General features: G+C 69.2%; 33 protein-coding genes. 25 read left to right on the top strand and 8 right to left on the bottom strand.

Annotation, left to right across the window (positions count from 1 at the left end; translation table 11 throughout):
- Positions 1-753, top strand: coding sequence for an arsenical resistance protein ArsH (arsH, locus tag ASF20_RS22575; protein ID WP_056278276.1), 753 nt, complete (start codon positions 1-3; stop codon positions 751-753).
- A gap of 689 nt (positions 754-1,442) precedes the next feature.
- On the opposite strand, the gene ASF20_RS24360 is transcribed toward arsH, so the two are convergent.
- Positions 1,443-1,703 (bottom strand): hypothetical protein, encoded by a 261-nt coding sequence (locus ASF20_RS24360; RefSeq protein WP_156648164.1) that lies wholly within the window; start codon positions 1,701-1,703, stop codon positions 1,443-1,445.
- 1,110 nt (positions 1,704-2,813) lie between these two features.
- Positions 2,814-3,395 carry a hypothetical protein gene (locus tag ASF20_RS22570; RefSeq protein WP_200927260.1) on the bottom strand — a complete coding sequence of 194 codons (582 nt, stop codon included), beginning with the start codon at positions 3,393-3,395 and terminating at the stop codon, positions 2,814-2,816.
- Between the two features lie 428 nt (positions 3,396-3,823).
- Between ASF20_RS22570 and ASF20_RS22565 the strand changes: the two genes are divergently transcribed.
- The 15 genes from ASF20_RS22565 (at position 3,824) to ASF20_RS22490 (ending at position 11,819) form a co-directional block, all read left to right on the top strand.
- Positions 3,824-5,812, top strand: coding sequence for a hypothetical protein (locus tag ASF20_RS22565; RefSeq protein WP_056278274.1), 1,989 nt, complete (start codon positions 3,824-3,826; stop codon positions 5,810-5,812).
- Positions 5,813-6,430: 618 nt separating this feature from the next.
- A complete protein-coding gene (locus tag ASF20_RS24355) occupies positions 6,431-6,727 on the top strand; it encodes a hypothetical protein (RefSeq protein ID WP_156648163.1) in 297 nt (98 codons plus the stop codon).
- Positions 6,724-7,176, top strand: coding sequence for a hypothetical protein (locus tag ASF20_RS22550; RefSeq protein WP_056278267.1), 453 nt, complete (start codon positions 6,724-6,726; stop codon positions 7,174-7,176). Before ASF20_RS24355 ends, ASF20_RS22550 begins: the two co-directional genes overlap by 4 nt.
- Positions 7,173-7,499, top strand: a complete 327-nt coding sequence (locus ASF20_RS24350) for a hypothetical protein (RefSeq protein WP_056278264.1) — start codon at positions 7,173-7,175, stop codon at positions 7,497-7,499. Before ASF20_RS22550 ends, ASF20_RS24350 begins: the two co-directional genes overlap by 4 nt.
- Positions 7,496-7,729 carry a hypothetical protein gene (locus tag ASF20_RS22540; RefSeq protein WP_056278261.1) on the top strand — a complete coding sequence of 78 codons (234 nt, stop codon included), beginning with the start codon at positions 7,496-7,498 and terminating at the stop codon, positions 7,727-7,729. Before ASF20_RS24350 ends, ASF20_RS22540 begins: the two co-directional genes overlap by 4 nt.
- A 98-nt stretch (positions 7,730-7,827) precedes the next feature.
- The gene (locus ASF20_RS22535; protein WP_056278501.1) at positions 7,828-8,280 is read left to right on the top strand and encodes a lysozyme; all 453 of its coding nucleotides are present in this window, start codon (positions 7,828-7,830) and stop codon (positions 8,278-8,280) included.
- Between the two features lie 352 nt (positions 8,281-8,632).
- Complete coding sequence (locus ASF20_RS22525) at positions 8,633-8,812, top strand: hypothetical protein (protein ID WP_056278254.1); 180 nt, start codon at positions 8,633-8,635, stop codon at positions 8,810-8,812.
- A gap of 4 nt (positions 8,813-8,816) precedes the next feature.
- On the top strand, positions 8,817-9,062 hold the full coding sequence (locus ASF20_RS22520) for a hypothetical protein (RefSeq protein ID WP_056278251.1): 246 nt from the start codon (positions 8,817-8,819) through the stop codon (positions 9,060-9,062).
- A complete protein-coding gene (locus ASF20_RS22515) occupies positions 9,062-9,442 on the top strand; it encodes a hypothetical protein (protein WP_056278248.1) in 381 nt (126 codons plus the stop codon). Before ASF20_RS22520 ends, ASF20_RS22515 begins: the two co-directional genes overlap by 1 nt.
- Positions 9,439-9,675, top strand: a complete 237-nt coding sequence (locus ASF20_RS22510; protein ID WP_056278245.1) for a hypothetical protein — start codon at positions 9,439-9,441, stop codon at positions 9,673-9,675. The genes ASF20_RS22515 and ASF20_RS22510 overlap by 4 nt, the downstream gene beginning before the upstream one ends.
- Positions 9,672-9,851 carry a hypothetical protein gene (locus tag ASF20_RS22505; protein WP_056278242.1) on the top strand — a complete coding sequence of 60 codons (180 nt, stop codon included), beginning with the start codon at positions 9,672-9,674 and terminating at the stop codon, positions 9,849-9,851. Before ASF20_RS22510 ends, ASF20_RS22505 begins: the two co-directional genes overlap by 4 nt.
- Before the next feature lie 82 nt (positions 9,852-9,933).
- Positions 9,934-10,104 carry a hypothetical protein gene (locus ASF20_RS24700; protein WP_200927259.1) on the top strand — a complete coding sequence of 57 codons (171 nt, stop codon included), beginning with the start codon at positions 9,934-9,936 and terminating at the stop codon, positions 10,102-10,104.
- Entirely contained in the window at positions 10,091-10,357 is a 267-nt protein-coding gene (locus ASF20_RS22500) for a hypothetical protein (protein WP_056278239.1), read from the top strand. The genes ASF20_RS24700 and ASF20_RS22500 overlap by 14 nt, the downstream gene beginning before the upstream one ends.
- Before the next feature lie 100 nt (positions 10,358-10,457).
- Positions 10,458-11,312 carry a phage antirepressor KilAC domain-containing protein gene (locus ASF20_RS25185; protein ID WP_244476526.1) on the top strand — a complete coding sequence of 285 codons (855 nt, stop codon included), beginning with the start codon at positions 10,458-10,460 and terminating at the stop codon, positions 11,310-11,312.
- 99 nt (positions 11,313-11,411) lie between these two features.
- Entirely contained in the window at positions 11,412-11,819 is a 408-nt protein-coding gene (locus ASF20_RS22490) for a helix-turn-helix transcriptional regulator (protein WP_056278236.1), read from the top strand.
- Here the strand turns inward: ASF20_RS22490 and ASF20_RS22485 are convergent.
- Complete coding sequence (locus ASF20_RS22485) at positions 11,802-12,260, bottom strand: hypothetical protein (RefSeq protein ID WP_056278233.1); 459 nt, start codon at positions 12,258-12,260, stop codon at positions 11,802-11,804. The two genes, ASF20_RS22490 and ASF20_RS22485, sit on opposite strands and share 18 nt — an antisense overlap.
- Positions 12,257-12,769 (bottom strand): hypothetical protein, encoded by a 513-nt coding sequence (locus ASF20_RS22480; protein ID WP_056278229.1) that lies wholly within the window; start codon positions 12,767-12,769, stop codon positions 12,257-12,259. Before ASF20_RS22480 ends, ASF20_RS22485 begins: the two co-directional genes overlap by 4 nt.
- A 188-nt stretch (positions 12,770-12,957) precedes the next feature.
- On the opposite strand from ASF20_RS22480, the gene ASF20_RS22475 reads away from it, so the two are divergent.
- From ASF20_RS22475 to ASF20_RS22460, 4 genes are read left to right on the top strand one after another with little or no spacing between them, the layout of a single operon-like run.
- Entirely contained in the window at positions 12,958-13,578 is a 621-nt protein-coding gene (locus ASF20_RS22475) for a hypothetical protein (RefSeq protein ID WP_056278226.1), read from the top strand.
- Positions 13,578-13,781, top strand: a complete 204-nt coding sequence (locus tag ASF20_RS24510; protein ID WP_056278225.1) for a hypothetical protein — start codon at positions 13,578-13,580, stop codon at positions 13,779-13,781. The genes ASF20_RS22475 and ASF20_RS24510 overlap by 1 nt, the downstream gene beginning before the upstream one ends.
- Positions 13,765-14,136: a hypothetical protein gene (locus tag ASF20_RS22465; RefSeq protein WP_056278222.1), complete on the top strand. Its 372-nt coding sequence runs from the start codon at positions 13,765-13,767 to the stop codon at positions 14,134-14,136. Before ASF20_RS24510 ends, ASF20_RS22465 begins: the two co-directional genes overlap by 17 nt.
- 2 nt (positions 14,137-14,138) lie before the next feature.
- Complete coding sequence (locus ASF20_RS22460) at positions 14,139-14,777, top strand: hypothetical protein (RefSeq protein ID WP_156648161.1); 639 nt, start codon at positions 14,139-14,141, stop codon at positions 14,775-14,777.
- Here ASF20_RS22460 and ASF20_RS22455 read toward each other — a convergent pair.
- From ASF20_RS22455 to ASF20_RS22440, 4 genes are all read right to left on the bottom strand, one after another.
- The gene (locus ASF20_RS22455; protein ID WP_056278217.1) at positions 14,774-14,971 is read right to left on the bottom strand and encodes a hypothetical protein; all 198 of its coding nucleotides are present in this window, start codon (positions 14,969-14,971) and stop codon (positions 14,774-14,776) included. The genes ASF20_RS22460 and ASF20_RS22455 overlap by 4 nt on opposite strands.
- 858 nt (positions 14,972-15,829) lie before the next feature.
- Complete coding sequence (locus ASF20_RS22450; protein ID WP_056278214.1) at positions 15,830-16,042, bottom strand: hypothetical protein; 213 nt, start codon at positions 16,040-16,042, stop codon at positions 15,830-15,832.
- Positions 16,039-16,554 carry a hypothetical protein gene (locus tag ASF20_RS22445; RefSeq protein WP_056278210.1) on the bottom strand — a complete coding sequence of 172 codons (516 nt, stop codon included), beginning with the start codon at positions 16,552-16,554 and terminating at the stop codon, positions 16,039-16,041. The genes ASF20_RS22450 and ASF20_RS22445 overlap by 4 nt, the downstream gene beginning before the upstream one ends.
- Before the next feature lie 15 nt (positions 16,555-16,569).
- Complete coding sequence (locus tag ASF20_RS22440) at positions 16,570-17,406, bottom strand: hypothetical protein (RefSeq protein WP_056278206.1); 837 nt, start codon at positions 17,404-17,406, stop codon at positions 16,570-16,572.
- A gap of 300 nt (positions 17,407-17,706) precedes the next feature.
- Between ASF20_RS22440 and ASF20_RS22435 the strand changes: the two genes are divergently transcribed.
- The 5 genes from ASF20_RS22435 to ASF20_RS22415 are packed head-to-tail and all read left to right on the top strand — an operon-like array spanning position 17,707 to position 19,390.
- Positions 17,707-18,087 (top strand): hypothetical protein, encoded by a 381-nt coding sequence (locus ASF20_RS22435; protein ID WP_056278203.1) that lies wholly within the window; start codon positions 17,707-17,709, stop codon positions 18,085-18,087.
- The gene (locus ASF20_RS22430) at positions 18,084-18,521 is read left to right on the top strand and encodes a hypothetical protein (protein ID WP_056278200.1); all 438 of its coding nucleotides are present in this window, start codon (positions 18,084-18,086) and stop codon (positions 18,519-18,521) included. The genes ASF20_RS22435 and ASF20_RS22430 overlap by 4 nt, the downstream gene beginning before the upstream one ends.
- Positions 18,514-18,834, top strand: coding sequence for a hypothetical protein (locus tag ASF20_RS22425; protein ID WP_056278195.1), 321 nt, complete (start codon positions 18,514-18,516; stop codon positions 18,832-18,834). Before ASF20_RS22430 ends, ASF20_RS22425 begins: the two co-directional genes overlap by 8 nt.
- On the top strand, positions 18,831-19,160 hold the full coding sequence (locus ASF20_RS22420; RefSeq protein ID WP_056278191.1) for a hypothetical protein: 330 nt from the start codon (positions 18,831-18,833) through the stop codon (positions 19,158-19,160). The genes ASF20_RS22425 and ASF20_RS22420 overlap by 4 nt, the downstream gene beginning before the upstream one ends.
- A complete protein-coding gene (locus tag ASF20_RS22415; RefSeq protein WP_156648160.1) occupies positions 19,157-19,390 on the top strand; it encodes a hypothetical protein in 234 nt (77 codons plus the stop codon). The genes ASF20_RS22420 and ASF20_RS22415 overlap by 4 nt, the downstream gene beginning before the upstream one ends.
- Positions 19,391-19,455: the final 65 nt, after the last annotated feature.

Here is a 19,455-nt window from a genome sequence, read left to right as displayed (position 1 = left end):
TTGGACAAGCCCTTCCAGCCCTTCGCCGATGGATTGCCCAACCTCAGCCAAGGGCATTTCGTGGTCCCGACGGCAGCCGACCTGCACGTGGAGACGCCGTTCACCCACGCCCCGCGTTTCCTGATCCTGTACGGCTCGCTCCGGGAGCGCTCGTTCAGCCGCTTCCTTGCCTACGAGGCCGCACGCCTCCTGGAGGCGATGGGCGGCGAGGCGCGGATCTACGACGCGCACGGCCTGCCGCTGCCCGACGACGCCACGGCCGACCACCCCAAGGTCCAGGAACTCCGGAACCTGTCGATCTGGTCGGAAGGCCATGTCTGGGTCAGCCCGGAGCGCCACGGCGCCATGACCGGGGTGATCAAGAGCCAGATCGACTGGCTCCCCCTGTCGGAAGGGTCGGTGCGCCCGACGCAAGGGCGGACCCTGGCCGTGATGCAGGTCTCGGGCGGTTCGCAGTCGTTCAATGCCGTCAACGGCCTGCGCGTGCTCGGGCGCTGGATGCGGATGATCACCATTCCGAACCAATCCTCGGTTCCGATGGCCTACAAGGAGTTCGACGAAGCCGGGCGGATGAAGCCGGGGCCACTCTACGACCGTGTAGTCGATGTCTGCGAGGAACTGGTGAGGTTCACGTTGCTGACGCGGGAGCGCGCCGACTACCTCGTCGACAGGTACTCGGAGCGGAAGGATCGCGAGCCCGAGCGGCTCAAGTTCGTGGCCGCCGACATCGGGTTCGTGACGCGACCTTCATGAACCGACCGGAGCGGGCACCGACGCATCGTCAGCATGACGAGGTATTGGCAGGGGACGCCGCCATCCTCGCCATGATCTCCCCCCAGGGTAACCGGCCGCCAAACCCAGCAATCGCCCCCAACGTCGAGGCTCGTCCGGGTGGCCGGGATGCCGCCGTGGGAATGCCCATAGACGTGAAGGTCGCCGTGCCAGGCATTAGGCCACGTCACGTGCGCATAGTGGCTGGCCCATAGGGCGACGCGTTCTGGCATCCCCGGGTCCTGGACGTAGATCCTTTGGACGTCGACGACGGGGCCGGCCCATTCGAAACGTTCGCCCAGGCCGTGGTCGTGGTTGCCCCGAATTAGGTGGATGCGGCCATGCAGGCGCGCCTGGATCGATGCGGCGTAAACCAGGATGCACTTATAGGCGAAGTCGCCAAGGTGCCAGATGATATCGTCCGGACGCAGTCCTCTTTCCGGGCGGCAACCAAATTTGCGCTACTTTCCTCGATGATCGCGAGCAGCCCGTAGGCGATGCATTCGGACACCGATCATGCTCCGATCCATGTAATGGCTGTTATCGGCGAAAAGAGCGGCACGTACTAGTTCCTTACCAATCGCAGCCTAAGACATTATAAAAAATTATCATCCTATTTTTACTTTATCGATTGCCGAGTTGACCTATCAAATGCAGCTCATTGAGCAGGTTTAAAAAACCGTACCGTCTTCTTTTTTTCTTTCATAATAACCCTCAATACAATCAGCGAGCTCGTCCCGTTGGTCTTGACATAGATTATCGACGATGTCGCACCCTTTAAAGGATTTTACGAGAGCTTCCCCTGATGCCCATGTTGACATGACGCCAGGTATCTGTTGGGTCTTTACCATGTGCTCTGCCGCTTCAAGAACCGCATCAAATGCTGCTTCAACGTCAATGTCCCAACCGTTGCTACCAATGTTGAGTGGCATGCTTTTATCCTCTTCGCTCCTGCCTTCTGATATCGTCACCATATTAACAATCGATATCATCGCAAAGAAGCGCGGGCTAATCCGGTCGCGCCGGTGAGAGAATGTGCGCCTCCCGATCGCCAGTAGGCTGCCGAATTGGCGATACTAGAATGGGTGCCGACCGTACCGACGTCGGAGAAGCATCTCACGACCGGTATTGATATTTTCCGCAGCAACTCCCGGATGCTCGCGGAATCAAATTCTGCTACTTTGTCGATAATATTGGATAAATCCTTGCGGTTCAATAGATAGGCCCGGGAGACCAATTATGTCCCTCCACTCGGGCAGCTTTGATCACGCGGATGACGTTCCGGCGGCTGTAGCTGGAATGCATGTTTATGATTGGGGCGCCGAACAGCAAGCCGACGTCCGCGATCCCGGATATGTTGAGCACCTCCTCGACCTCGACGTAGTCGTAGGTCTCGGGCGAACACCGGTACGACCGGGAGGGGGGTTCGACGCCAGCACTAACTCAAAGCTCAGGATCTCGGCGTCCAAAGGGGGAATGCCGCCGTCGCCCTGCGAGATCGATGCGGCCCTGTACCCGCGCGCGCACCGGACGTCCACGACGGCAGCGGCTGCGGGTATCCTGCTCGTGCTCGTAATGGCAGTGGCTTGGGGCAAAAGAGCTTCTCCGGTGACTTAAAGAGGCTGCCTGTCGGTGCGTGTCCCAATTTAGGCCACGCGCCTGCGGGGACCTATGGTGGAGTGGTTGGAAGCCCGGGGATGCGTATGACGGTCGGTGGAACCTTGCCTTGGCTGGTGGCCGTGACGGCCTTCGTTGCCGCCGCCTGCTGGTACAAATCGACGGTCGTGAGCGTACCCGCCCCCCCAGAGACTAGCGGAGTAGGAGCTATGCCGGGGGGCTACCTCATCTCCAAGGACGCGAGCGGGAACCGGATCGACCTTCACGACACCCTGAAAGAACAGACGAAATGGAACCGATGGGCGGCGTTGGCAGCCGCCGCCAGCGCGGTCCTGACGGGGCTGGCCGCACTGATCCCGCCGCCTCCAATCTAGGCCTCGACGCCGGTCTCAAACGAGTCCATCGCGGCGTCGGCGACAAAGGCATTATCGACGAGGTTGCGCTCTGCCTGCTCCTGGACTGTAGATGCTCCAGCGGCTCTGCGTGCCGGAGCGCTTCGGCGCTTTGGTGCCCTGCACCTCGCGGGCGAGGCGTGCGAGGAACCCGGTGGGCACGCCGCCGTACTGGGTCGGGGTGACGCCCTGCGTCAGCTTGATGTTGTCCCACCAGGGGATCAGGATCCTGTCCTGAGCCAAGCCGACGTCGCCGGGCAGGCGGGTGTTGTCGCCGACCCCGAACAAATATTTCAGGTAGGTGCTCTGCTTCGGCATCAACTCGACGGACGCCCAGACTCCGTCGCCGGCGTCGTTGCGTTCGATCTGGTTCAGGCCGACGAAGCCCGACCTCGTGTACTTGATCGCGCTCTGCGTCCACGGCGTGTTCCGCTTGAGCGTCTTGTGGAACTGCTTGCGGATGCCGACGACGGCGGCCTTGGCGGTCTCGTCCATGGCCCAGCCGGCGGCGCGCCGGTACTTGGCGATGCCGACGGTCGAGACGAAGCGGTCGCGCCAGTCCTCGATGAGGGGGCCGACGTCGGACGCCATGCGGACTTTGAACGGGTAGGCCATGCGCGCGACGATGCCGGGACGGGCGTGGCGCGATCTGGGCTACGCGCCATGAAGGTCGGAATAGCCATTTCGGAGGCTCACAGCCTCCTTGCTTAGCAGGTAAGCAACCAAAATTGGACTGCCTTAAATTTACGCACGTTCTTTTTATCGAACGATCCGTCCGGCGGCCTTCTGAGGTACGGGCGAGGGCTTGGGGCTGGGCCTCAGATAGGTTTTTACCCTCGGCGAGGAAGAACGGGCATTCCTGGGGGCGGACAGGCGTCGTGGTTGTTCGGCTCCGCCCCGTTTGCCAACCCTCCCACGCCTTTGCGCCGGCTCGTGCCCGACCGGCGTCAAGGGGTGACCCTGGCGGAATTCCAAGGTCGGTGGGACAATTCCTAGGTCGCGTCGGGTCGTGCTGCCCCTACGCCGCTACCGGACCGTCGCGCTTGTTCCACTTCCCCAATCTTGCCCACGTTCGCCTCGACCGGTTCGCGCCCATGGTGCGCCCGGATGCCGAGCTCGTGGCCATGCGCGACGAGTTCCAGGCTCGCGTCAATGCTGGCCCGCGCGCCGCCCATGCTCGCGCCATCCACCCCGACCTGCCCGGCGTGAAGGGTAAGGTCTCGCTGATGCGAGTTACCCAGGGCAGCGACGGCGAGCATCGTTGGGAGACCAAGGTCGTCAGCGTCAGCGAACTCGCCACCTCGGACGCCCTGCTTTGGGCGACCCACATTTCGATGCAGCGCTTCTACGGCGCCCGGGGCTCTACGTCCCTTGTGCAGCTTCAGGACCTGATCGCGGACGTCGACTGCCACGACAAGGCCGAGTTTCGCGGGCGCAGCCCCGAGGAGATGGCCGGCATCCTGATCCAGCGCCTCAGGGATGCCGGGAAGCCTATGCCGAGCTACATCGCCTTCAGCGGACGCGGCCTGCATTGTGTTTGGCTTCATCAGCCTCTGCAGGCGACCCCGGGGGTCACCGGACGGCATCGCGCGGTCCAGCGCTGGATGCACGGGCCGGCGGAAGGCAAGGCGTCCAAGACCGTCCGGACGAAAGGCGGCACGCGCCTCCAGGACCCCGAGGTCATCTCCCATGAGGAGACGATGGCGGCGGTCTGGCGTGGCACCGGCCTCGACCGCGGAGCCGTCGACACGGCCCGCGTCCTGCGCCTGGCCGGGAGCTACAACGGCAAGTCCGGCAAGGTCGCCAGACTCGTTTGGCCGGCATCGTGGGCGGACGTCGAGCGGCACGACTTCGAGGATCTCGCGTCGGCATTCCTCCCATTCACGCGCGACCAGATGGACGCCCTCAAGGCCGAGCGTCAGGCGGAGTACGAGATCCGCGAGGCCCGTCGCCAGGCCCGTCGGTCCGAGGCCGAGGCCGCCGGCATTCCCGTCGTCGAGGATCTGGCGCCTGCCCGCCGGATTTCCGGCGGGTACTGGCCGTCCGTCGTGCAGGCCCTCGATGCCTTGCGGATCATGTGGGGCGGGACGCCTGACATCGGGAAGCGCGACCTGTGGGCGTTCCTCAGCGCCTGCGCCCTCGCGCAGTCCGAGGGCGGGACCGCCGCCTCGTGGGCGGAGCGTCTGGCCGGTCCCGCGGGCCTGCCCGAGGCCGAGCTCCGGACCAGCCTCGGCGCCCTGGAGCGGGTTCTGCGGCGCCAAAAGACCGGGGAGACCCGAGACCATGACGGCGTCGAGCGGCCGGTCATGTACGTCTACAGCAAGGCGCGGATGCTGAGCCTGCTCGGCCTGAACGACGTCTCCGAGGAAACCCTGCGCGGCGCCGGCGCCGGAGCCCTGCTGCCGGGTGGCGTGGTGCGGTCGGAGAGGCAGCGGTCCGCGGATCGCCGGGCCGAGGCCGGTGCCACGCCCCTGGTCGTGACGGTGTCCGCCAGACTCGCCGACGGTCGCGAGGCCCTCGCCATGAAGGCGGCCGGCAAGGCGATGCGCGAGATCGTGGCGGCATTCGCCGGGCGCCGTGGCGAGACCAGTCTGCGCCGGGCCATGGCCGAGGCCGGAGCCGAGGTTCCGACCGAGACCGTGACCGAGGCCGCCGTCGAAATCGCTTGCGAGACCTCGAAGGACGGGTCCGTCTCCTCTCCTCACGGTTCGACCACTTCTATAGTGGCTGTGCCGGGGGCCTTGCCCCCCTCAGGCGAAACGCCTGCCGTCGACACCCCCGGAGACGCCATTCCGGCCCGTCCCGCCGCCATCTCGGTCCTGTCCCCGACCCTCGATCCCCAGGGAAGCCCGAGAATGGCGTCCGGTGCCGCGATGAACACGGGTAGCGGGCCTCGCACCGGGGGTGCCGTGGCGACCTTCCCTGGGCTTCGATCCGCCCCGTTCGCCTCGTCACTCCGGCCTCCGCTGCCGGCCTTCATCGCCCGTCTCCTGGCTGCCGGAACCTGCTCCGCCGATGCCGTATCCGCTTGAACGGGAAGGGATAACGGGGGTATAATCGCCCTCGCCGACAGGTCCTAGATGCAGCACATCCAGGGAAGCCCGTTCAACCGTCAGGTTGGGCGGGCTTCGTCGTTTGGTTCCATTGGTTCCCTCGATCCGGGACCATCGGGCCAATGACATGGCGCGGGTGACCTATCCGAATTGGTCCTGCTCCCTGACGCTCTCCCTGCCACCCCAGGGACCGTCACCGTGTCGTTGAACTACCGCCACCTGCTCATCCGCCTGCCCCGTAGCCTCCGCGTCTGGGCCGCGTGACGCCATGCGCGCCAACCCCCACTCCGTCCGGGCCCGCGTCACCGACCACGCCATCCGCCGGTACGCCGAGCGGGCCCTTGGGGTGACCGTCGACGGCGACGCCGCCGAGGCCATGGTGACCCTGCGCGAGCGCAAGGTCGCGGTTGGCGCCGTCCGTCGGCACCTCTCGACCATCGGGGGCCTCAGCGTCGCCAACGGGGCGCAGGCGGTCATCGCCAACGGCCTGAAGATCGTCATCGCGGACGGCGCCGTCGTGACCGTCCTGGCGAAGAAGGTCCGGCCCGACCCGGAGTCCTCCGGACCCACCACGCCCGTCCAGCGCCGCCAGCGGACGTGCCTCGACGCGGAGTACCTCCCGGGACCGCCACCGCCTTCTCCTTCGATGGATGCGACACCGCCGATGCGTGCCGGGCCGGCATCCGCCCGCTCCTCGCCCCGGGGATGGACTGGTCCGAGGTCCACTGCGGCCGGTGCGGCAAGACCGGCATCGTCAGCCACGCCGACCTGGTGCCTGCCCTGGCCGCGGCGCCCGAGCCCGCCCCCGAGGTCGAGGCGCCTTCCGAGCCCGAGACCGAGTCTGTGGCCGAGGCCGAGGCGCCCCGGGCTTCCGGCAAGGGGAGCGGTCGATGAACAGGTACGGCTTGCCCTTCCAGGGGCACCACCAGCGGCGCGAGGCCGAGTGGGTCGGCGCCTTGGTTCTCTTTGGCGTCGCGGTCGCCCTGCTGCTGCCGGGCGCCACGTTCAGCCGCCCGACGTTCGACGCCTGGTCCGCCATCGCCCCCGAGGGCACGTGGGGCGCCGCCCTCCTCGGCGTGGCGCTGATCCGCATGATCGGCCTCTGGGTCAACGGATCGAAGAGGCACTCGCCAAGCCTGCGCTTCATCACCGCCGCCGTCGGCGCCTGCGTCTGGAGCGGCCTGGCCTTCCTCCTGTCCCGTGACGGGTACCCCGGCTGGAACACCGGCGTCGGGGCCTACGGAGTCCTCGCCATCATCGACGCCTACTGCGCGCTCCGGGCCATCTGGGACCAAGGCCGCAACGACGCCAGAGCCAAGATCATTTCGAGGGCCGCCCAGTGACCGAGTGGCTCGACGCGATCATCAATCTCCCGGCCGACGCGCTGAAGGCCATCGGGACCATCGCGGTCGGCGGCACCCTGGCGGGCGCCACGTACGTCGTCTCCCGCATCAAGGAGGCGCGGCGACCGCCCGAACAGGCCATCGGCTTGCCCCGCGTCGCCCTCGACCCCGTCGACCAGGACCTCGGGTTCAGCCTGATCCGGACCGGCACCGATTTGACGCGGGCGCTCCACGACCACGGCGAGATCCTGCGCGCGGCATTCCCGCTTCCCCCGGCGCCGCCGCCGAACCGCAGCCATCGCACCCGGAGGCCTCAGCCATGAGGAAGCCCAAGCTCGTCGCGAACGCCAGGCGTGTCGCGAAACACTCGTGGTCCTTCAAGCTGAACGCCGTCGGGGCCGTCCTCGGCGCCGGCGAGCTCGGCATGTCGGTGTTCGCATCGAACCCGCCGATCTCGCTCCCGGTGTTCGCCGGCATCTACGCCGGCCTGAACTTGGCCGGCGCGGTCACCCGCCTAATCACCCAGCCGGCCGTGTCCGGAGGAGACGCCTGATGTTCGCCTGGCTCAACCTCAAGCCGGCCATCGCCGGCGCGTCCGCGATCCCGGACGTACGCACCGACGTCCGCAAGCCCGGACGTGGCCCGTCCCGCATGAAGCGGAACGCGGCCCTCGGCGCCGCCTGCATCAGCGTGGTCGGTTCGTTCGAGGGCCTGCGCCAGACGGCCTACCCGGACCCGGCCACGCGCGGGAAGCCTTGGACGGTCTGCTACGGCGAGACGCTCGGGGTGAAGGCGGGCGACCGCTACACGGTGGCCGAGTGCAAGGTCATGCTGGCGACGTCGCTGGAGAAGTACGCCCTCGCGGTCGAGGGCTGCGTGACGTCCCCGATCACGGACGGCGCGTACGCCGCCTACGTGAGCCTCGCCTACAACATCGGCACGGGCGGCTTCTGCACGAGCTCGGTCGCCCGCCTTGCGAACGCCGGCCAGCCCCGTGCCGCCTGCGACGCCATCCTCAAGTTCAACCGCGCCGGCGGCGTCGTCTTCCCCGGCCTGACCCGCAGGCGCGAGGCCGAGCGCGCCCTCTGCCTCAAGGGGATCTGATCATGTCGACGTTCGCCATCGTTCTGCTCGCCGCCATCGCCCTCATGGCATGGCTTGCCCTCCTCGAAGCCGCGAAGGAGGCCCTCGCCATCCGGGCGAGGGCCTCGGCATGCCGGTACCGGGATCTCCACTCCCTGACGCTGACCCAGGGGTCGACCTTCGAGCTCCCGGCCGGGACGGTGCTCTCGGCCGGGAGCCATCCCGAGTTCGCCGCCTCGTTCTCCACCCGGGGGTGCGAGTCCGTGAGGGATGCCTTCGAGGAGTGCGCCGACCGGACGAAGCCTTCCGAAGAGCCCGAGGATGGCGGTCCGGTCGACCCGGCCGACTTAGAGGCCGAAAAGTCGATGAGGCCGTGGACAAGGCCCCGTGGGAGGCATCGGACGCCTACGAGGACATCCGCGACGCCATCGGCATCAACCGGGCGAAGATGATGGCCTCCGACAACCGGGTGCGGCGCCTGGAGGGCGAGCTTCAGTTGATCAAGGTCCTCCGGCGCCGGGCCGAGCGCGGCGCCCCGGCGAAGGTGGACTGATCCCATGTCCGAGGACCTCCAGACTCCCGCCACCGTCCGCGAGAGCGAGTACGCCGAGACCTACCGGCTCGTCCTCGATGCCGAGGGGAACATGGGCGAGCCCCTTCCGACGGGGCGCACGTTCCGGCTCCGGACCATCGAAGTTCCGGGTCGCCCGCCCGTGATCCTGTCCGCCGAGATCCAGGACGCGCCCGGCCTGGCGTGGGTGCTCCAGTCCGGCCCCGGCTGGTCCGTGGCGGACGTCGGCTGATGCTCGACCTGCTCCTCGCCCTGGTGTGGACGGTCCCCGGCATCGCGGCCGTCCTCGCCGCATCGGCCGCCGCGCTGGCTGTCGCCTACGCGCCCCGCCTGGCGCTGCCCCTGATCCTAGTCGCCGCCATCCTCTACGGCGTCGCCTACGTTACACGACTCCACGACGAGGCGGCCGCCGCCCGCCAGGACCTGGCCGCCGCGGCGGATAAGGCCGAGACCCAGCGCCTCGTCATCGCCTCCCTGCAGCGGACGTCCGCCGCCGCGGCCAGGCGCGCCAAGGCCAACGCCTCCGCCCATGCCCGGATCGGGTCCGCCCCGGCATCCGATGACGGTCCCGTCGCGCCGGTTCTCGGGCAGACGCTGGAGAGGTTCCGATGATCCGCCTCGCCGCCGTCGTCCTGACCGCCGCCTCGGTCGCCGGCTGCAACGCCGGGAAGCCGGACGTGTCCGCGATCCCGGACTCGTTGCTCACATGCTCGGGCGCCCCCCGTTGGAAGGGCGGCACCCAGCGCGACGTCGCCTCGTTCACCGAAGATCTCGGGAACGCCCACGCCGACTGCTACGGCAAGCTCGGCGAAGTCAGGGGCATCATCCGCGGGGGGAAGCGATGACCGTCCCCGCCGCCCTTGTCGCCCTGTACTGCGTCGCGGCCGCGCCGGCGCCGCTCGTCGGGTCCGACGTCTACCGGGCCCTGAGGGGCGAGCCCGTTCCCGGGGCCGCCCCGCCCCAGGCCGTCGCCGCAGCCGTCCGTGGCGCCGCGGCCCGCCATCCCCGGAGGCACCCGTGAGCGTGACCGTGGCATTCGTCGTGGGCATGCTGATCGGGCTGTGCCTGGCCGACCCGCCCCGCCGGCCGCCGTGGAGAGCGGCATGACACCGGCCGCCCGCGCCGTCGTCGAGGCCGCCCGCGAGCTCGTCCGGAGCCGGCGCTGGTACCTGGAGCTCCCTCCGGAGCGGCCGCTGCCCGCCCGCCTTGAGGACACCCTCGACCGTGCCATCGCCGCCCTCGATGCCGAGGAGGCCGACCGTGCCCGAGGCTGATCCCTGCCGCCGGGCCCTGACGCCCACCGAGGAGGCCAACCTGTTCGCCGGCGACGCGCTGCGGGCGGCCAACAGCGTGATGTCAGGGAAGCCGGCGGGCGAGGCCGATGCGGCCTATCTCGCGGTCTACGTACTCTTCGCCGCGGCCGCCCTCGGGCAGGGGGCGTGCCCAGGGACCAAGGGTCTGCACGGAGTGCACCCCCTTGGCGTCAATCCCAACCGCCGATTTTTCGGCGATTTCCCTGTTCGTTAGTTAACGAATCGGTACTCTGAAGTGCAGCCCGAGAAGGGTCGGCCCCCAGCCGGCGGTGAGACGCCGAGCCGGAGGCCTCACTCCAGACCCGGATGGTCCCGTGTCCGAAGCTGCCATTCACCATAGCATGTCCCTCACGCCCGTCCCGGGCGTCGAGGCCACGTCCATCCACTTCTTCGACGGCATCCCGTTCCGCTCCGTCCTCCGGAGCGGCGACCCGTGGTTCGTCGCGAACGAGGTGTGCGCCATCCTCCGCCTCGCGAACCCCCGGGACGCCATCGCCCGCCTGGACGATGATGAGAAGGGTGTCGCTCTAACCGACACCCCTGGCGGGCCGCAGTCCGGCAACGTCATCTCCGAGGGCGCGCTCTACACGCTGATCATCCGGTGCCGCGACGCGATGGAGCCGGGCACCGTGCCCTACCGGTTCCGGAGGCACGTGACCGGCGTCGTCCTGCCGTCCATCCGGCGGACAGGGTCCTACGGCAAGCCGGCTTTCGACCCCAACGACCCGGCGAGCCTGAGGATGGTCCTGCTCGGGTACACGGAACAGGTCATCGCGCTGAAGGCGGAGAACCTGGAGATCCGTCAGGAACTCGCGGTCGCGGCGCCGATGGTGGACGCCTTCCATGCCTTCCTCGACGACGACGGCCTCTGCAACCTCCGGACCGCCGCGCGGTTCTGCGAGGCGCCCGGCCAGCTCTTCATCGATTGGATGAAGGACAAGGGGTACGTCATCCGCGAGAACGGGGACCTTCAGCCGGCCGCCGCCATGCGCCGGGACGGCTACATAAAGCTCCGGGCGAAGCCGGATGCGAACGGGAAGCTTCGCGGGCAGGCTCTCGTCACCCGCGGCGGGCTCAACTGGCTCCGCCAGCGCTGGGTGGTTGGTCCCGGCAAGGTCCTGGCGCTCCAGGCCGCGGTCGCTGCCAAGCAGGCATCCCTCGACCTGTAGCCCTTGCACGTAAAGCGAAGCCAAGCCCGCTCGACTTCCGTCGGGCCGGCCCGCCCCGAGCGCGGCCGGCCCCGTGCCCCTCGATCCTGGAGGCCCGCCGTGGCCGACGTTACCGACACCGATCCGATCCTCGATCCACCCCCGGCCGCCGGCGGGAACGGCGGCCCGGCCCTGGAGCCGGAGCCCTCCTACGCCGCGCTCTCCCGTATCGGGCGGGCGATCCATGGCGACCGATGGGAGGGCAAGCTGGCCGACAAGATCGGCGAGGGCCCCCGGACCCTGTCCCGATGGCGCCGAGGCGAGGGCTCCCCGAACGCCCGCACGATGGCGTGGGCGAGGGAGTGGGCCTTGCGCACCGCGGCGGACGTCCTGGCCGCGGCCGGCGAGCAGGATCTCGCCGACGGCGTTCTCGACCGACACCGCGCCATCCGCCAACGGGCCGCCGAGCAAGGCAAGGCTGCGTTCGCGGCCGCCATGGCCGCCCGGTCCTCAGTCCCCGGTCGATAGCTGCCCGACGCCCGAGGCGCATCGGGAGTCCGTGAATTGGGACGGCAGGTCGAGGGCCTCGGACCCGGGGTCCTGCCCGATCAGGAACGAGGTTCCCCTGCCATCGGGGAACCAGACCGATCCCCCAATGGCAGGCATCCTGCCCCGGCCGGCGGTCCCCGTCGCCACGATGCGCGACGTCTCCCGTCCCGTCGTCGTGACGTGCTCGCCACAGGCCACCGTCACGGTCCACCCGGCATGCCCGTCCGGCGTGGCGTCGACGTACGCGTAGCGCGTCTGCCCCGGCCCCGCGGGAGTCTGCACCGCATAATGCCAGCGGTCCCGCGCAGACGGCCATTGATCGTCCGTGATGTATGGTGGCGGCGTAGATCCGGCACCGGTCTGCGCGGATGCCGGTGTGGCGGTCGCCAGCGCGGCCGCGAGGATGATGACCTGCCTCATGATGCCAGGACCTCCGCCCGGGCCGCGGCCGCCTCGGCCGCCCGGGCCCGCTCGGCGCCGGCGCGTGTCCGATGCTGGATGCCGCGCCAGTACCAGCGCGAGGAGAACCAACCCCTGACCTCGATGGGCGTTCTCAGTACCTCCGCCTCCGCCCGGACCGCGTGCTCCTCTCGCGGCAGGGCGAGCTCCGTTTGCGGGACGCCGTCGCGCCGGGCCCGGGCGGACTGCGCGGCGTCGTAGATCCGCCAGATGCCAGTCTCGGCACCGCCTTTCCGGTAGTAGCGCCCCGTCGGGGAGATGAGCGGATGTCCCGGGGAGGCCTCCCGCAGAGCGGCGGTGAGGGCCTCGACCATCGCGATGCGGCCGACGAGCGCTGCATTCCCGATGCAGATCTCCCTGTTGGCCGCGTTGATCGTCCCGGTCGCCTGGGCCTGCAGCATCCTGACGTCATGGGCGTAGCCGGCCGCCACCCCCATGCCTTCGAAATCCATCCCCCGCCCCTCGAACATGCCCCCCTCCTCGCGCGCGTACTAATACGTGCGCATCCTACCTCGGCCTGGCTGAACGCGAACCGGACACGGCGGCGGACCCACCACAAATCCTCGGGGCATGGTCACTAAATCACGTATCAGCTATTGCAAACCATCGAATTCGTAAGCACACTGTAACAGTGTCCACCGAGCCCAGGCCCGCCACCATGTCCTACCGCGTCCCCAGCGTCACCATCGACGGTGACACTCGCAATGTCTTCAACAAGCCGCTGATCGCCGCCTACAGCGTCCTGCTGGCGACCGGCGACGCTGTCGTCGAGACCCACGAGGACCTGGCCGCCGCCCACCCCGGCCTTGCCGACTACGAGGCCCGCCACCGAGCCGCGAGGATCGCGCACGAGGAGGCCCGCATGCACGATCACGCCGCCCAGGTCCTCCTGGCCGAGACGATCCGGATCGAGTGGCTGGAGACCGGGGAGAAGACGCTCGACGAGTGCCTCCAGGCTTGCGAGGGGTTCCACGTCGACGAGGCCATCCTGCGCCGCGTCGTGGCGAGGCAGGATGCGGTGAAGGCGTTCATGGCGCGCCTCAATGCCCCCTTCACCGTCCCCGAGCCCGAACCCACCCCCGTCCCGGTCGGGGACGATTACACCGGCTACCTCATCTCGCCCGACCAATACGAGACCAACTTCTACGCCGGAACCGAGGACGAGGCGCTCGACGCATACGCCCGGGACGGCGGCTACCGCGACTTCGCGCATCTCGCTTCGACGCAGGGCAAGAGCGTGGACGAGGCATTGCGCGGCCTCATCATCTACGCCGCCTGATGCCTGTCTCCCGCCGCCCCCGCCCCGTCCCGTCTTCCCGGCAGCCCCATGAGGACGCCCCCTGGGCGGTCCTCGCCGAGACCTCTTCCACCGATCACGAGGCGCTCCTCAACCGGGAGCGCGCCATGGTCCAACTGCGCCGTGCCCGCCTTCAGGCCGGCCTCGCGAACGCCAAGGGGAGCCCCGATGACCGCCGCCACTAGGGACCAGGATTTCCGCCGCGAGCTCGTCCAGCGCCTCGGCACGCTCATCCACGGCGGCCGGTGGATCGCTCCTCTGGCGGCGGACATGTCGCGCGTCACGGGACGCGCCATCGGCGGACCCCAGATCAGCCACTGGATCGCCGGTACGAGGCCGTATCCGGAGTGGGTCGAGAGCGCCCTGCTGCAGATCACGCAGGACCGCATCGTCGCGATCCTCAACGAGGGGAAGCGGCTCAGCACCGAGGCCCATTTCCTCAAAGCGCGCCTCACCTCTCGCCTCGTCGCCTCGCCCGAGCCCGATCCGGCCCCGGAGCCCAAGCCGGACGACGCCCCCGTCCCCTCGATGGGGATGTGAGCGTGCGCCCGCCAAGACCCATCCCGCCCGTCCCGCGCGCTGCCCCGGCCCGCGAGCCCGAGCCGGTATACCGGCAGACCGACATCGAGGAGGCCATCGCCGCCCATTCGGCGACGGCTGCCATGGAGGCCGTCGCCGAGGTGCAGCCCGACAGCGTCGACGATGTCGAGGACGGCCTGTCTTACGCCGACCACGCCGTGCGGGCGGCGCCTCGGGACGCGAACGGGAAATTCCTCCCGCGGCCGGTGCCCACGGTCAGGCCGGCCCTGATCCTGCAGATCGCCGCGCTCGGGCAGGCCCTCTACGGGAAGTACTGGATGGGGCGCGTCGGACGTGACGTTCACGAGCACGAGCGCCAGATCCGCCGCTGGGCGAACTGGGAGGGACGTCCGCCGGCTGTCGTCTTTACGAGGCTCAAGGCCGCCGCCGAGCGCCAGATCGCCCGCATCCGGAGCGCGATCGATGCGGGCGGGGGCGCTCCCCCGCCCGAGGTCGAGGCCTCAAAGGCGGCCGACGCCCCACATGTCCGCGACGGCGACGCCGTTGCCCAGGCGTTGGCGCGCCATGTCGAGCTCCGCAAGGCGGCGCTTGTCGAGAAGGCTCAGGCGACGAGCAAGCGCCCTCGCGTCGACGACGCCTAGCCCGCGGAGGCGAAAGAGCGCAGGGCGTCGATCCTCTGGCCCTGGGCGTCCACCGCCGCCGTCAAGTCCGCCAGCGCCTCGATCAAGTCCGCCAGTCCCGGCCCCGCCGTTTCCTCCGCCGGCGCCAGCGCCGACAGGATCGCCTGCAGCATCCGGTCCTGCGCCGCGAGGCGCTCCATGATCGCCTGATCCATCTGTGTCTCCTGCCTGAGTGAGGGGGTGTCCTTCGAGGCGCGCCCGGACGTCCGCCGCCGGGATGCGCTTGCCGTCGGTCGCCTTGGACGCGGCCCCGATGACGCGCGTGAGGAGGTGGGCCGTCCCGGATGCGTCGACGACGATGGGCCCGGACCGTCCGGTATGAAGCCGGAGGCCCCTTTCCCGGAGGGCGTCCCGGAGGCCCTCGCCGTCGTCGGAGGCGTGCCATGCGGTGAGGGCGGCCGCCCGGACGGAGGCGAGGGATACCCCCGTCCGTTCCTGGACGAGGCGTTCCTCGGGGCTGAGGGGCGCGACCGGGCGCTCGGCGTCGAGCGTCCCGGAGGCCTCCAGCCACGCAGCTACGTCGGCGCGCCCTTCCTCGCGCAACGCCTTGGCGATGGCGCGTCCGTGCTTGGAGGGCACCGGCGCAAGGCCGAATTCGAACTCGCAGATTCGGGAGACCTTCTCGCGCCGAGCGAAATCCCAACTGATGTCGACGACCGATCCGTTCGGACGCACGAGGCTGTAGACCCGATGCTCGTGGCGCCTCGAATGTTTGACATGCTCGGCCCCGCAATAGGGCTGCGTACGCAACCGGAACTCCGCTTCGAACAAGGACCACCACCGGGCCCGGGCACCGGCGTTGTCCGAGATCTCGATCTCGGGGTCGACATGCACGTGGTAGCAGGGTGCGTCCGTCCCGCCCCCGAGCGACATCGCGACGAGCTCGCGTACCTGGTTGAGGAGATCGGGGCTGCCGAGGCCACGCGGGGCGATCACGTGGACCGAGTCGTTCTCGGCCTTGAGCAAGTGGCGGGCGAGGGCGTTTCCGCCCTGGCCCCTCATGGCGCCGCTGATCACGTGCGCCTCCGTTTGACGAGTTTAGGGGGAGACGCGGGCTCCTCGTATGTGAGGTCCACAACCCGCGTCTGGCCCGCCTCTGGACGCGGGCCGAGTAGGCTGCCCGCGGTGGCGATGAGATCGCCGATGTCGACGGTCCCATGGGCCTCGATGATGACGAGCCGTGAGGTATCCGTCGCCGCCGCCCGGATGCGAACGCGCGACGTCATGACGGTCTCCTCTCGAAGCCCAACACGATTGGGATGATGACCCGCCGCATCCGCTCCAGCGCCTCGACGGCTTCCCCCGAACGGCTCGACTGGATCGCTAGCGTGGCCTCGCCGAGATCGCGGACGCACGCGGCGAGGGCCGCCTGATCCTCGGGGGCCACGCGCACCCGCCGGCCCGAGGCGGCATCCACGGGGCTCTCGACGCCCAGCGCCTCCAGGGCGACTTGCCGGAGCCAGGCGCTGTCGGACGCCCCTGCCGCGATGGCCGCCTCGGCGACGCGGGCGCGGAGGTCGGGCGTCAGGCGGATACCCAAAACCTGCCCGAGAGCCGTCCGAACTGTGGGAATCGGCCTCTTCGCCGGAGGCGTTTTCCGGGGGTCCACGGGGCGAAGCCCCTGGGTAGCAGAGACCGCCGGGGCGGGCTCGTGGATGCGTTGTGCATCCATGGCTGGCTTAAAGTCTGTTTCCGTTTGAGTGCGCAACGCGTCGTGCGCAACGTCGTTCGAGACCATGGCGTAACGCTCCCCTTACTTCGGACCAGCGGGGACGGTCGGGACGTCGGTATTCGGGGCCTCGGCCGTCGGGAGGCTGACGACGGTGCCCCCTGCCTTCCCGGTGGAGCCCCCGGCACTCTCGGCCCGGCGCTTGAGGGCGGCCGCGGCGGCGACGGCCCGTCTCGCGATGATGATCTCAACGGCATCGGGGATGCGGAATGGCTCCGGCTGGGGGAGGCCGGCCGCCTGGGCGTCGGCGCGCTGGCGGTCCCGAGCCCGCGCCGCCGTCTCCCAGAGCTCGACATCGTCCTCCATCGCCCTCCGCAGGTGGAGCCTGTAGAGGGCATCGCCCTCCGTCTCGGTGTCCGGGCTGATGCCGAGGAGCTTCGTCCCGGACGAGAGGCAGAGCTCGACGTATGCGACGAGGTCCCGCCCGAGCGACATCTCCGCATCCCGGCGCGTCACGCGTCCCAGTCCGTCCTGGGACGGGGCGCACCCGGCCTGCGCCTGGAAGTACCGGACCGCCAAACCGGCCGGGATCGCCCTGACAGTTTCCGTCGTCCTCAGGCCAAGGGCGTATGCGCGCTCCTGCGCCTCGCGCAGGGTCGGCCTGTTGCGCAGCGCCGCGGCTGGCTTGGGCTGCGCAACGGCATGCACAACGGGCTGCGCAACGCGGTGGATGGCGTGACGACGCCCGCCGGGACCGGGTCCCGTCGAGGGCGCGCTGACAACGGCGGGCGTCGGGTGGATCGCATGACGGCGCCCCGTCGGGCCGGGGCCGACGCGGGCGGGCTGGGACGTCGCCGGCGCGAAGCCGAGGAACGCGAGGATGGCGAGGAGCAGGTTCTCGAACACGGTGTCGACCTCCATGGCGGCTGGGATTTCGTTGTGCCGCCATTGGATTGAAGCACTCGGCCCTCCGCCTCGCCTGGACGCGACCCATGAAATCGACACCCCGAGATGAGTCAGATTGACACAGCCAAGCTTGGGTCTCCCGAAGCGTGCGCACACGGCGTGCGCAGAGATGCTGACATCCTCGCGGGGCGGGGCCAACGCCCTGACCGGGATCGTGAAATCCTAGATTTCCGATGCACGCAACGGCCCGGGGCCCTGGTGGCTCGCGTAGCCGGGGCGGACGATCTCCTGGTGTTCAACAGGGGATCGATTCGCATGACCCATGACGAGATCCAGGACCTCGCCCGCACCGTCGCCGCCCTTCCGCGGGAGGAGGAGATAGCCGTCGCCGACGCGGTCGCCGCCATCCGCGCCGAGCGCGCCCGGCTGGAGGAAGAGCGCATCGCCGATCTCCGGTCGATGACCGACCTGCAGGTGGCGGTCCTGACGCGGCGGCAGGTCGGGGACGAGGCGGGGCTCACGCTCCTGCGTGAGGCGGGCTTCGTCCGGGACATCACCCTGGAGGCTGCCTACCGGGCGGGCTACGGGCGCGCCGTCTTCGACGGCGGCGGCACGCAGGAGATCCCGTCGGATGACGACGAGGGCTACATTGCGGGCCGGGGCTTCGACCTCGCCAAACTGACGAGGGCGTCATGAAGGCGGAGGCCTGGCAGGCCCGGCTGGACATGCTGGCCCGGCACCACGTCGCCGAGCACCAGCGTGTCCTCGACAAACTCCTCCTCGCGGTCGTCCTCGGGCGGACGACCATCGCCGAGTTCGAGGCGCGCCTGATCGCTCGCTTGGAACAGTTCGAGGCCAACCTCGCCTCGGGCGAGACTGACCGATACGGCAACCGGTTCTACCAGGTCGGCGACCTGGTGACCCGGGACGGCACGGACGTCCACCGGGTCGTGGATCACAACGGCTCGGATGGCCACGCGCCGGACGGGTTCACCGTCGTCTGCGTCAAGGCGCCGGCGACCGGCTGGGCCCAGGTCGGCGAGACCGAGTTCAACGTCTGCCGCCGGTACGAGCCGGTCGCGCAAACCGGGGACACCGCCCTGCCGGCGGTGGGATCGTTCCATGGGTGAGGCCTCTGAAACCTTCGTCGTCGAGGGCAGCGATGGACCTGTCGAGGTGACGCTCAGACGCTACGGCGTCCGCGAGATCGTCGAGCGCATGGCCCGGGCCGAGCGTTGGGCCAACAACGTGGAGGAGCGTCAGCCCGCCCGCGTCGAGGGCAATCGCCAGGCGCGTCGAAAGGCTGCCGCCCGGGCGCGGAAGGAATTCACGACCAAGGTGTCCGATCCGATGATCCCGGCGCCACCTTGGCTCGCCGCAGGTGAGACATGGCTACGGCAGCACGCCGACATGTGCCGGCATCCGTCGAGGTACATGGCATGACCGACGCTTGGGCCGGACGCACCTTCACGAACGCGCCGCCGCTGAAGCTCGACGGCGTGCAACGCCGCTTCGTCGAGGCGATGTCGGAACCGGGCACCACGGTGCGGTTCCTCACGAATGGTGGGGTGACCCTCGGTCGAGACGACTTCGAGACCGAGGACGAATGGCGGGCTTTCCTCGGCCGGTTCGGCCTTTCCGGTCTGGCACCGGGATGCCGCATCCACGTCCGGCCCTCTGGAGATGAGGTCATCAGCGACGACGACACCGACCCCACCTCGATCAAGATCGCCTGGCACCGGGGCTTCCCGACGGTGTCCGACCGATGAGGCGCAGGGGAGAAGATGCCTCGACGCAGGCCTGGGCCTTGGGCAAGGCCGCGTCTCAGATCCGGCAGGCCCGGCGGGCCCTAGCGGCCGCCCGGGATCGGTCAGAGGACGCCCGGGCCCGGGCGGCCATCGAGGGCATGATGTCCGAGATCGAGCGCGTCGCCCGGCGGGCCGACGCGATGCGCCTGCGCATGAACGCCAAGGCCAGCGGGCCCGCCGTCGAGGCGTAGCCCACGGCGGCATGACGAGGTGCCACGGTGTGTGCACGTGTGTGCACCCCGCAAGGATCAACCCC

Origin of the sequence: Methylobacterium sp. Leaf88 (genome assembly GCF_001422795.1) — a bacterium.
Taxonomy (GTDB): Bacteria; Pseudomonadota; Alphaproteobacteria; order Rhizobiales; family Beijerinckiaceae; genus Methylobacterium.
Note: the sequence above shows the minus strand (reverse complement) of the source record. Positions and strands in the feature narration are given on the sequence as shown.

Excerpts from the sequence above, each read along its gene's own strand:
- ASF20_RS22420 (WP_056278191.1), top strand. The coding sequence starts at position 18,831 with ATGACCGACGCTTGGGCCGGACGCACCTTCACGAACGCGCCGCCGCTG.
- ASF20_RS22425 (WP_056278195.1), top strand. The coding sequence starts at position 18,514 with ATGGGTGAGGCCTCTGAAACCTTCGTCGTCGAGGGCAGCGATGGACCT.
- ASF20_RS24700 (WP_200927259.1), top strand. The coding sequence starts at position 9,934 with ATGACACCGGCCGCCCGCGCCGTCGTCGAGGCCGCCCGCGAGCTCGTC.
- ASF20_RS22430 (WP_056278200.1), top strand. The coding sequence starts at position 18,084 with ATGAAGGCGGAGGCCTGGCAGGCCCGGCTGGACATGCTGGCCCGGCAC.
- ASF20_RS24360 (WP_156648164.1), bottom strand. The coding sequence starts at position 1,703 with ATGCCACTCAACATTGGTAGCAACGGTTGGGACATTGACGTTGAAGCA.
- ASF20_RS24510 (WP_056278225.1), top strand. The coding sequence starts at position 13,578 with ATGCCTGTCTCCCGCCGCCCCCGCCCCGTCCCGTCTTCCCGGCAGCCC.
- ASF20_RS22510 (WP_056278245.1), top strand. The coding sequence starts at position 9,439 with ATGATCCGCCTCGCCGCCGTCGTCCTGACCGCCGCCTCGGTCGCCGGC.
- ASF20_RS22540 (WP_056278261.1), top strand. The coding sequence starts at position 7,496 with ATGAGGAAGCCCAAGCTCGTCGCGAACGCCAGGCGTGTCGCGAAACAC.
- ASF20_RS22455 (WP_056278217.1), bottom strand. The coding sequence starts at position 14,971 with ATGGATCAGGCGATCATGGAGCGCCTCGCGGCGCAGGACCGGATGCTG.
- ASF20_RS22480 (WP_056278229.1), bottom strand. The coding sequence starts at position 12,769 with ATGTTCGAGGGGCGGGGGATGGATTTCGAAGGCATGGGGGTGGCGGCC.
- ASF20_RS22465 (WP_056278222.1), top strand. The coding sequence starts at position 13,765 with ATGACCGCCGCCACTAGGGACCAGGATTTCCGCCGCGAGCTCGTCCAG.
- ASF20_RS22475 (WP_056278226.1), top strand. The coding sequence starts at position 12,958 with ATGTCCTACCGCGTCCCCAGCGTCACCATCGACGGTGACACTCGCAAT.
- ASF20_RS22435 (WP_056278203.1), top strand. The coding sequence starts at position 17,707 with ATGACCCATGACGAGATCCAGGACCTCGCCCGCACCGTCGCCGCCCTT.
- ASF20_RS22520 (WP_056278251.1), top strand. The coding sequence starts at position 8,817 with ATGTCCGAGGACCTCCAGACTCCCGCCACCGTCCGCGAGAGCGAGTAC.
- ASF20_RS22535 (WP_056278501.1), top strand. The coding sequence starts at position 7,828 with ATGAAGCGGAACGCGGCCCTCGGCGCCGCCTGCATCAGCGTGGTCGGT.
- ASF20_RS22445 (WP_056278210.1), bottom strand. The coding sequence starts at position 16,554 with ATGGTCTCGAACGACGTTGCGCACGACGCGTTGCGCACTCAAACGGAA.
- ASF20_RS22515 (WP_056278248.1), top strand. The coding sequence starts at position 9,062 with ATGCTCGACCTGCTCCTCGCCCTGGTGTGGACGGTCCCCGGCATCGCG.
- ASF20_RS22450 (WP_056278214.1), bottom strand. The coding sequence starts at position 16,042 with ATGACGTCGCGCGTTCGCATCCGGGCGGCGGCGACGGATACCTCACGG.
- ASF20_RS22505 (WP_056278242.1), top strand. The coding sequence starts at position 9,672 with ATGACCGTCCCCGCCGCCCTTGTCGCCCTGTACTGCGTCGCGGCCGCG.
- ASF20_RS22570 (WP_200927260.1), bottom strand. The coding sequence starts at position 3,395 with ATGGCCTACCCGTTCAAAGTCCGCATGGCGTCCGACGTCGGCCCCCTC.
- ASF20_RS22415 (WP_156648160.1), top strand. The coding sequence starts at position 19,157 with ATGAGGCGCAGGGGAGAAGATGCCTCGACGCAGGCCTGGGCCTTGGGC.
- ASF20_RS22440 (WP_056278206.1), bottom strand. The coding sequence starts at position 17,406 with ATGGAGGTCGACACCGTGTTCGAGAACCTGCTCCTCGCCATCCTCGCG.
- ASF20_RS22550 (WP_056278267.1), top strand. The coding sequence starts at position 6,724 with ATGAACAGGTACGGCTTGCCCTTCCAGGGGCACCACCAGCGGCGCGAG.
- ASF20_RS22485 (WP_056278233.1), bottom strand. The coding sequence starts at position 12,260 with ATGAGGCAGGTCATCATCCTCGCGGCCGCGCTGGCGACCGCCACACCG.